This is a genomic window from Microcoleus sp. OTE_8_concoct_300, from assembly GCF_031383065.1.
Classification (GTDB): domain Bacteria; phylum Cyanobacteriota; class Cyanobacteriia; order Cyanobacteriales; family Microcoleaceae; genus Microcoleus.
Window position 1 is genome coordinate 1 of the sequence record NZ_JANMZH010000869.1, and the last position, 2,821, is coordinate 2,821.

The 2,821-nt window shown below is 47.0% G+C and carries 1 protein-coding gene; it reads left to right on the forward strand.

Going from position 1 to position 2,821, the window contains the following annotated elements; all coding sequences use genetic code 11:
- On the forward strand, positions 1 to 2,821 hold a 2,821-nt coding region (locus ACUVJL_RS38015; protein ID WP_445250539.1), incomplete at both ends, for an efflux RND transporter permease subunit.

Below are 2,821 nucleotides of genomic sequence, written 5' to 3' on the forward strand. Positions count from 1 at the left end.
TCGCGCCGGAAGAAATCGAGTCTTTGGTAACACTGCCGATCGAAAGTGCGATTAACGGAACTCCAGGGGTAACAGCAGTGCGATCGTCTTCCGCTGTGGGCCTTTCTGCGGTTAAGGTAATCTTTGATTGGGGAACTGAAATTTATCAAGCGCGGCAGTTGATAACAGAACGGTTGCAGCAAGCTGAAAGCAAACTCCCGGCTGGGGTAGAAACACCGCAAATTTCTCCGACAACTTCTCCAGTCGGCCTGGTGATTACCTATGCTTTTACCTCGGAAACTACTCCTTTGATGGAAGTGCGCCGTCTGGTTGATTGGCAAGTCACAAATCGCCTTCTAGCTGTGACTGGCGTTGCTCAAGTGGTGGCTTACGGCGGCGATCAGAGGCAGTATCAAGTATTAGTAGAACCTGCCAAGTTGAAAGCTTTTAATGTGTCGTTGCAGCAAGTTGCCGAAGCGGCGGCGGCTGCGAATGTTAACGCGCCGGGGGGGTATTTAATTACGCCGGATCGAGAAACTTTAATCCGGGGGGTGGGGCGGATTGAGTCTCTGGAAGATTTGCAGCAATCGGCGATCGACTCTCGCCACGGCACACCCGTCAGAATTTCTGATGTAGCTGATGTCAAGATTGGTGCTGCAATCAAGCGGGGCGATGGCAGTTTTAACGGCAAAAAAGCTGTGATTGTGATGGTAAACAGACAGCCAGTTGCTGATACTCCGACGGTAACTAAAGCGGTTGAGGCAGCAATGGCTGAGGTGCAGCAAGCTCTGCCAAAAGATATTAAAGTTACTGTGACTTTTCGACAGGAAGAATATATTAATTCCTCGGTGGAGAATGTGCGATCGGCTTTAGTTGAAGGTAGTATCATTGTCACCCTTATTCTCATCCCGTTTTTGATGAATTGGCGCACTCTGACGGTTGTTTTGCTGGATTTCTTTCTGACTTGGCTGTTGGCGCTGCTGGCGATGAATTGGCTGGGGCTGGGGCTGAATACGATGACTTTGGGGGGTTTGTCGGTGGCGATCGGCACTGCGATCGACGATGCAATTGTCTATGCGGAAAATACCTACCGCAATTTGAGAGAAAATAGGTCTTCTCTTCACCCGCGTCCGGTGATGGATGTAATTTTTGACGGCAGTCAGGAGGTGCGCGATTCGTTAATTGGAGCGACTGTTATTGGGATTGTTGTGTTTTCTCCTATTTTTACTTTGCCCGGTGTAGAAGGTCGGATTTTTACGCCTATGGGGATTACTTATCTGGTAGTTGTGGTGATTTCTAGTCTAGAATCGCTGTTAATATCTCCGGCCCTTTGTGCTATTTTGTTGCCTACCAAACGCATGAGTTCCGAGGAACCTTGGTTGCCGAGATTTTGCAAGCGTATCTATCATTTTTTTATAGAATTGTCAATGCGCTATTCGGGAATTATTTTAGCTTTAGCTGCTGCTAGCATGGTGGCTGCATTAATTATTTTGCCTTCCTTTGGACGGGTGTTTTTGCCGGAGTTTCAGGAGCAAACTTTGGTGAATACTATTCTCCTTTATCCGGGGGTGTCTTTGGAGACAACAGATAGCGCGGCTTTTGCGATCGAAGATGCACTTAAGGATGATAGCAGGTTTGAATACGTGCAAGTGCGATCGGGCAGAGCTCCGGGAGATGCTGATGCTGCGGGAGTCAATTTAGCTCACATTGATATCGGTTTGAGCGAGGAGGGCATGGAAAACAGGCCGAAAACTTTGGAGGCGCTGCGGCAGGAATTTGCTAAATTGCCGGGAGTTGCACCAAATATCGGCGGTTTTATTTCTCACCGGATGGATGAGGTTTTATCTGGTGTCAGAAGTCAGATTGCTGTCAAAATCTTTGGCCCGGATTTGGATCAGCTTCGCAGCATCGGTGCCAAAGTTGAAGAGCAAATGAAAACAGTGGAAGGCCTTGTGGATTTGCAACTCGAACCGCAGGTGCCAGTGCCACAAATTCAAATTAAGTTTAACCGTCAAGCTGCGGGTAGATACGGTTTGAAAATCGGAGAGCTTTCTGAAATAATTGAGACAGCTTTAAACGGCAAAGTTGTTTCTCAAGTTTTGGAGGTGCAGCAAACTTTTGACTTAGTTGTTTGGTTGCAGCCTGAAGCTAGAAATAACTTAGAAACTATTCAGAATTTGCTGGTTGATACTCCCAGCGGCAACAAGATTCCCCTCGCCCAAGTTGCGACTGTTAAATACGGTACGGGGCCCAATACGATTAACCGCGAGAATGTTTCCCGGTTGATTGTGGCGGCTGCTAATGCTAAAGGTAGGGATTTGCGATCGGTTGTGAATGAAATTCAAGCTAAAGTCAAACGAGAGGTGCAGTTGCCTTTTGGCTATTTTATTCAGTACGGCGGTCAATTTGAAGCAGAACAAAGAGCTTCGCAAAATATTATGATATTTAGTGCGATCGCCTTTTTGGTAATTACAGTATTGATGTACTTGTCCGTCAAGTCTATCGCTTCAACTGCTATGATTATGATTAATTTGCCGATCGGATTAGTGGGAGGAGTAATTGCCGTAGCTTTGACGGGCGGCATCATCTCTGTAGCTTCTTTAGTTGGCTTTGTCACTTTATTTGGCGTTGCCACCCGCAACGGCTTGCTTTTAGTAGACAACTACAACACTAAATTTGCCGAGGGAATGCCTTTTAAGGAAGCTATTGTTAAAGGCTCGATGGAACGGCTGAACGCCATCCTGATGACCGCCTTAACATCAGCTTTGGGTTTAGCACCTTTAGTCTTAGAAGGCGGCCCCGGGAAGGAAATTCTGCAACCTTTGTCGGTAGTAGTTTTAGG